Origin of the sequence: Actinomadura sp. NPDC048032 (assembly GCF_040653175.1) — a bacterium.
Lineage (GTDB): Bacteria > Actinomycetota > Actinomycetes > Streptosporangiales > Streptosporangiaceae > Spirillospora > Spirillospora verrucosospora.
Genome location: NZ_JBEZJP010000440.1, coordinates 1 through 6,852, shown reverse-complemented (window position 1 = coordinate 6,852; position 6,852 = coordinate 1). Strand labels below are relative to the sequence as shown.

The window sequence follows — 6,852 nt, the reverse complement described above, 5'->3', positions numbered from 1 at the left end:
GCCAGGCATACCTCCAGCGCGGTACGCGTCGGATTGGCCGACCGGGAGTACTCGTAGCCGCCGCGCAGCCCCCCGATGCCGTCCTGGGCCGTTCGCGCATGCGCAGCTCCCCGCGCGTGCGCACCCGTCCCGCCGCCGAGGGCCGGCGGTGACCGCTGCGGCGTCTGATCGGGGCCTACTGGACCCTGAGGGTGACGAGCGCGATGTCGTCGCGCGGCACGCCGTTCTGGAAACCGACGACGCGGTCGACGATCCGGCCGGTGATGGCGCCGGCGTCGAGGCCCCGCGCGTCGGACAGCAGCCCGGCGAGCCGGTCCTCGCCGAAGAACTCCCGGTCGCGGCGCGCCTCGCTGACGCCGTCGGTGAAGAACAGGACGGAGTCGCCGGACCGCAGCTCCACGGACTCGTCGGCCAGCACCACGTCGTCGAGTATGCCGAGCAGGTCGCCGGGGCGGCCGACGCGCCGCACCTCCCCGGAGGAGGCGACCAGAAGCGGCGCGGGATGACCGCCGAGCGAGACGGTGAGGAGCGGCTTGCCGCGCGGGCCGTACTCGATGCCCGCGTAGACGGCGGTGCAGAACCGCTCCGCGCCGTGGCCCAGCAGGGACGAGTTCAGCTTCCGGAGGACGTCGGCGGGGGACTCGGCCTCCGTGGCGACCGCCCGCACCGTGTACCGGGCCAGGCTCGTCACCACCGCGGCCCCGGCCCCCTTGCCGCACACGTCCCCCAGCACCAGCCCCCACCGGGTGGGAGAGATCTCGAACAGGTCGTAGAAGTCCCCTCCCACCTCGTCGCCGGCGCCGGCCGGGCGGTAGGCGCCGCCCGCCTCCAGTCCGGGGACGCGCGGCAGCGCGGGCGGGATGAAGCTGCGCTGCAGGGTCTCGGCGAGCTGCCGGGCGCGGGCCTCCGAGTCCCGCGCGCGCCGGCGGGCGTGCAGGAGCTCCCGCTCGTACTCCCGGCGGTCGATGGCGCGGAAGACGCACACCCGGACGGCGGGGGCCCCGTCCGGTTCCTCCGGGCGCAGCGTCGAGTTGACCAGCACGGGCAGCCGCTCGCCGTCCGCGCACTTCAGGTCGACGGCGATCTCGTGGACCTCGCCCTGCATGGTCAGCAGCGGCGCGAAGTGCGTCTCGTAGTAGATGCGGTCCCCGACGGGGAGCAGCTCCTGGAAGCGCGTGCCGTCGAGCAGGTCGTCGGCGCGGTAGCCCGTCCAGTCCAGGAACGTCTGGTTGACCCTGGTGATCGTCCCGGGCGGGCGCAGCGACAGGTAGCCGCAGGGCGCGTGCTCGTAGAGGTCCCGGAGGCGGGCGAGTTCGTCATCCGCGCCGGACATCGGGGCCACTCGGAACCTTCCGCAGAAAGGCCTTGATCGCCGCGATCGTCTCCTCGGGCGCGCTCAGGTTGGGGCAGTGCCCCGTCGCGCGCAGCCGCACCAGCTCGCTCCCGGGGATGGCGCGGTGCACGTAGTCCCCCACCGCCTCCGGGGCGATGATGTCCTCCGAGCACTGCAGGAGCAGGGTCGGGACGCTCAGCCCGGGCAGGTCGGCCCGGTTGTCGGACAGGAAGGTCACGCGCGCGAACTGCCGCATGACGTCGGGATCGGTGCGGCAGAAGGCGTTGGTCAGCTCCCGGCCCAGCTCGGGCCGCTCCGGATTCCCCATGATCAGCGGCGCCATCCGGCTCGACCAGCCGAGATGGTTGCTCTCCAGCGACTCCAGGAGCTCGGTGATGTCGGCGCCGGTGAACCCGCCGACGTACTCCCCGTCGTCGACGTAGCGGGGCGAGGGGCCGACCAGCACCAGACGGGCGAAGCGACCGGGATCCTTGTTCGCCGCCAGCACCCCGATCATCGCGCTGACGGAGTGCCCGACGAAGATCACGTCGTGCAGGTCCAGCTCGTGGACGATGTCCAGCACGTCCTCGGCGTAGGCCTCAAGGGTGCCGTACCGGTCGGCCGAATAGGCCGACATGTCCGAGTTCCCCAACCCGACGTGGTCGAAGAGGAGGACCCGATGGTCGGCCTCGAAGGCCGGCGCGGTGAGCCGCCACATCGTCTGGTCGCAGCCGAACCCGTGCGCGAAGAGCATGGGCTGCCCCGACCGTCGGCCCAGGTCCTGCACGTTGTTGCGGGTCAAAGCGGACACCTACCCAACGTGCCCCGGGCTCCCCGTTTCCACACCTCACGGGGCCGCCCGGCGGCGGGCGTGCTCGCCTCCCGGCCGCGGGAGCGTACGAGTCGCGGGACGGGTACGCGCTCCGGGCGGGCGGCGCCGGCCGCGCCGCGGGACCGTCAGACGGCGGCGTGCAGCCAGCGGACGGGGGCGCCGTCGCCGGCCCGGCGGAAGGGCTCCAGCTCGTTGTCCCACGGCGTGCCGAGCAACCGGTCGAGCTCCTGCTCCAGCGTGGCCTTGCCGACGGCGGCGTTCGCCATCACCGCGCGGAGCCGGTCCTCGGGGACCATGATGTCGCCGCTGGCGCCGATGACCCCCGTGAACACCCCGAGGGTCGGGGTGAAGCTGAAGCGGACGCCGTCGGTGCCGGGCGTCGGATCCTCGGTGGCCTCGAACCGCACCAGTTTCCAGTTGCGCAGCGCGGAGGTGATGCCCGCGGCGGTACCGGGCCTGCCCTCCCAATGAAGCTCGGCGCGCAGCGTTCCGGGCGCGGCCGGCTGATCTGCCCACTCAAGGGAAACGGGCACCCCGAGAACACCTGCGGCGGCCCACTCGATGTGCGGGCTCAGCGCAGGTGGCGCGGAGTGGACGTAAAAAACGCCACGTGCGGTCACCGGACCTCCTGGATCTGTACCGAGGCTCGTCTTCCCCTACGGCCTCGTACGTCCCAAGTCGGCGTCCGCGTCCCTCATTGTGCATCATCGGCCGGAGTCGCACCACCGTGAGTTCGCAGTTTGTTGAACGCTTGAACACAGGATGCACATCGTTCACCCGGCGCCTCCGTCAAGATCCACTATTGCGAGGGGGACGCGGGTGTGCCTCCTCTCCGGGGTGAGACTCGTCACGCATGCCACCATCGGCCACCTTCCGCTCATTCTCGGCACGGAGCGTCACCGGTCCGCCACGATGAGCGAAAGGGTCGGTTCGGCGGAGGCGAGGCTCGATGTTCGATCAACAGGCGCGGCTGGAGCGGGTGCTGGCCCGGCATGCGGACGCGGTCGTCGTGGAGCCGCTGCCGGGGCGGCCGGCGCTGATCCGCCGGGACGAGATCCTGGTCGCGGGGCGGGACGCCGGCGCGGCCGAGTCGCTGGTCCGGCGCTGGTACGACTCGCGCGACGACGAGGGCGGCGTCACGCGGCTGCGGCTGCGCGCCCCCGCGAAGGTCGACGTGTGCGAGCTGGCGGCCGTCCTCGGCAGCGCCGACCGGCGGCACCGGAGGCTGAGCGCGGCGCCGAACCACCTCGTCCTCGGCCAGCCGATGTGGTGGAGCGGGCCCGCGGACCTGCCCCGCCCCGCCCCTCCCATGCCCGCGCCGCGGGGCGGCCCGGTCCGGCGGGACGTGACGGTCGCGATCCTGGACACCGGCCTGTCGCCGCACCCCTGGTACGAGGGCGAGGAGTGGTACCGCGAGCAGCGCGACGAGGTGGCGGAGGTCCTGGACGCCGATCTGGACTTCGCGCTCGACGCGCAGGCGGGGCACGGCACCTTCATCGCGGGCGTGGTGCTGTCCCAGGCGCCGTCCGCCGTCCTGCGGGCCCGCCGCGTCATCGACGGCCACGGGATCGGCGACGAGCTGGACGTGATCCGGGCGCTGGAGTGGCTCGCCGCCTGGGGCCGCGCCGACGTCGTCAACCTCTCGCTCGGCTGCCACACCTACGACGACCGCCCCTCGCCGGTGCTCTCCCAGGCGGTCGCGGCGCTCGGCCGCCGCACGGTCGTCGTGGCGTGCGCGGGGAACGCGGCGACGGACCGCCCGTTCTGGCCCGCCGCGATGAAGCCGGTCATCGGCGTCGCCGCGCTGGACGGCGAGGACCGGGCCTGGTTCTCCAACCACGGCTGGTGGGTGGACGCGTGCGCGCAAGGCGTCGGCGTGGCCAGCGCCTTCGTCCGGTTCGACGGCCCCCGCCCCGCGGTGAGCGGTTCCGATCCCGACCGGTTCGACGGCTACGCCACATGGAGCGGGACGTCGTTCGCGACACCGGTCGTGGCGGGGCGGATCGCCGCCCTCGCCGCGCACGAGGACATCGGGGCGGCCGAGGCGGCCGATCGTGTGCTCGATCCCGCGCGGCACCCGGTGCTTCCGGGTCTCGGCACCGAAGTGCACAGCGCGTCATCGATCGATGCCATAGGGTGAAGGGGGAGCGGGGGGCCTCAGGAGGAGACTTCGGTGGCCCGTAGGGACGATACGGACGAGCTGATAATCCGGGCACGCGACGGCGACGGCGACGCGTGGGCCCGGCTGGTCGAGCGGCACAGCGGGCTGCTGTGGTCGATCGCCCGCTCGTACGGTTTGAACGACGCCGACGCGGGCGACGCGGTGCAGACCACGTGGCTGCGGCTGGTGGAGCGGATCGACGAGCTCCGCGAGCCCGCCGCGGCGACATGCTGGCTGGCCACGACGGCGCGCCACGAGAGCTTACGGCTGGCGCGCCGGCGCGGCCGTGCGCTCCCGTCCGTGCCCGCGCCGCGCGAGCCGGAGCCCGACCCGGCGCGGGTGGTCGCGGCGCGCGAGCGGCTCGGCCTGGTCGGCGCGGCGCTGGAACGGCTGCCGCTGCGCTGCCGGACGCTGCTGCGGCTGTTCGCGCTCGCGCCGAGCCACGCCGAGCTGGCCGCCGCCCTCGGGATCCCCGTCGGCAGCGTGGGCCCGACGCGGGCGCGCTGCCTGGAGTCGCTGCGGAGGCTGGTCTCGTGAACGACGACGAGCTGATGGCGGGAGTCCGCGCGACGTTCCAGATCCTCGACCCGGTGCCGGCGGCCGTGCTCGCGGCGGCCCGCGCGTCGATCGCGTGGCGGGCGCCGGCCGCGCGGCTGGCGGAACTGGAGCACGACCTGGGCGGCCGCGCGGCGGGGGTGCGGGGCGGCCCGGCCCGGACGCTGACCTTCACCTGCACGGACGCGGCGGTCGAGATCGAGGTGGCGCCGGACGGCCGGTTCCGGGAGATCCACGGGCGGCTCGTCCCGCCCGCGGCGGCGCTCGTCGAGGTGCGCCACCGCGACCTGCCGCCGGGCGGGATCACGGCGCGCACGGAGCCGGCGGGGATGTTCTGGCTGCCGCGCGTGCCGGCCGGGCTGGTGAGCCTGATCCTGCGGCTGGACGACGGCACGTCGATCGTCACGAGCTGGATCCGGCTGTGACCGGGCGGGACGAATGACCGGGCGGGGCGCATTGGGCGGGCGGGACGAATGACCGGGCGGGACGAAGGCGTCCTGCTGCGGATGGCGGCGACGGATCCCGCGACCGCCTTCACACGGGCGCTCGCGCTGCTGGAGGACGGCGGCGGGATCCTGCCGCTGCGCGTGGCCGGTCTGGCCGCCAAGGAGCTGGGCAGGCTCGACGAAGGCCTCGCCTTCCTCCGGCGCGCCCTGGAACTGGCCTCCGGGTCCGACGCGTACGCGGCGGCGCAGGTGCGGATGAACCTCGTCGGGCTGCTCACGGCGAGCGGCGACGTCACCGAGGCGCTCGCCCTGGCGAGGCGGGCGGAGACCGTCCTGCACGGGCCCGACGCCGACCGCCTGGCCGCGAACAAGGCGGGCGCTCTGGCCCGGGCCGGACGTCTGGAAGAGGCGCACGACGTCGCGGTGCGGGCCTTGCCCCGCTTACGCGCGGGGCACGACCCCGCCGCGCTCAGCGGTCTGCTCACCAACCTCGGCCTGGCGCGGGTGTTCCGCGGTGACTACGACGGCGCGGAGGAGGCGCTGGCCGAGGCCGTCGCCGTCGGCGAGGCCGCCGGGTTACGCCACCAGACGGCCATGGCGAAGGGGAACCTGGCCTTCACGGTGTCGCGGCGGGGGGACGTCCCGCGCGCGCTCCGTCTCTTCGCGGAGGCCGAGCAGGGCCTGACCGGGGAGCGCCTGGCGCAGTGCCGGTTCGACCAAGCGGAGACGCTCATCATGGCGGGTCTGCCGGGTGAGGCGCGTCCCGTCCTCACCGCCGCCCTGGACGCGGCCACCGCGAACGGGTACCGGTGCGACACGGCTGACGGATACCTGCTCCTCGCCCACGCCGAACTGGCCGACGGCAACGCGGAGGAGGCCACGGTGGCGGCGGAGCTGGCCCGCACGACGTTCACCGAACAGCAGCGCACCGGATGGGCGCTGCTGGCCGAGCACGTGCTGCTCAAGGCCCGGTGGGCGTCCGGTGAACGCTCCCCCGTCCTGCTGCGTTCGGCCGCGGCCGCGGCGGAACGGCTGGACGCCGGCGGCTGGGCGGACGCCGCCGACGAGGCACGCATCGTCGCCGCGCGCGTGGCGCTGTCGCTGGGCCGGCCGGCGGGGCATCTGCTGGCCTCCGTCCGGCGGACGAGCGGCCCGGCCTCGGGCAGGATCGCCGCCTGGCACGCGACGGCCCTCGAACACTCCTCCCGCGACGCCCGCAAGGGCGCGCTGGCGGCGGTCAAGGCAGGGCTTGAGGTGACCGAGGAGCACGCGGAGGCCCTGGACGCGCTCGACCTGCGCGCCCGCGCGGCGGGGCTCGCCGCGGAGCTGGCGGAGCTCGGGCTCCGCCTGTCCGGGTCGGCGCGGGAACTGCTCGCCGTGGAGGAGCGGCGGCGGGCGATCGCCCGGCCCGTCCGCGTCCGCCCGCCCAAGGACCCCGAGCGGGCCGCGGCGCTGACCTGTCCCGTCATGCCGCGACCGGCCAGGCGGGAGGCCGCCTCGACGGGTGCCCGTCCGCTCCCGCAGC

General features: G+C 74.7%; 7 protein-coding genes. 4 read left to right on the top strand and 3 right to left on the bottom strand.

All coding sequences use genetic code 11. The annotated features are described in order from the left end of the window. Positions 1 to 175 precede the first annotated feature (175 nt). The 3 genes from AB0C69_RS35690 to AB0C69_RS35680 form a co-directional block, all read right to left on the bottom strand. Entirely contained in the window at positions 176 to 1,333 is a 1,158-nt protein-coding gene (locus tag AB0C69_RS35690) for a SpoIIE family protein phosphatase (RefSeq protein ID WP_360359747.1), read from the bottom strand. Further along, entirely contained in the window at positions 1,317 to 2,144 is an 828-nt protein-coding gene (locus AB0C69_RS35685; protein WP_360359744.1) for an alpha/beta hydrolase, read from the bottom strand. The genes AB0C69_RS35690 and AB0C69_RS35685 overlap by 17 nt, the downstream gene beginning before the upstream one ends. Before the next feature lie 146 nt (positions 2,145 to 2,290). Continuing rightward, the gene (locus tag AB0C69_RS35680) at positions 2,291 to 2,785 is read right to left on the bottom strand and encodes a DUF3145 domain-containing protein (RefSeq protein ID WP_185026294.1); all 495 of its coding nucleotides are present in this window, start codon (positions 2,783 to 2,785) and stop codon (positions 2,291 to 2,293) included. A 329-nt stretch (positions 2,786 to 3,114) separates the two neighbouring features. Between AB0C69_RS35680 and AB0C69_RS35675 the strand changes: the two genes are divergently transcribed. From AB0C69_RS35675 to AB0C69_RS35660, 4 genes are all read left to right on the top strand, one after another. Beyond that, entirely contained in the window at positions 3,115 to 4,305 is a 1,191-nt protein-coding gene (locus AB0C69_RS35675) for a S8/S53 family peptidase (protein WP_360359741.1), read from the top strand. A gap of 33 nt (positions 4,306 to 4,338) precedes the next feature. After that, complete coding sequence (locus AB0C69_RS35670) at positions 4,339 to 4,863, top strand: sigma-70 family RNA polymerase sigma factor (protein ID WP_345178676.1); 525 nt, start codon at positions 4,339 to 4,341, stop codon at positions 4,861 to 4,863. Beyond that, positions 4,860 to 5,306: a hypothetical protein gene (locus tag AB0C69_RS35665; protein WP_360359738.1), complete on the top strand. Its 447-nt coding sequence runs from the start codon at positions 4,860 to 4,862 to the stop codon at positions 5,304 to 5,306. The genes AB0C69_RS35670 and AB0C69_RS35665 overlap by 4 nt, the downstream gene beginning before the upstream one ends. Positions 5,307 to 5,354: 48 nt before the next feature. Further along, the coding region (locus AB0C69_RS35660) for a tetratricopeptide repeat protein (RefSeq protein WP_360359735.1) at positions 5,355 to 6,852 on the top strand (1,498 nt) is incomplete at its 3' end.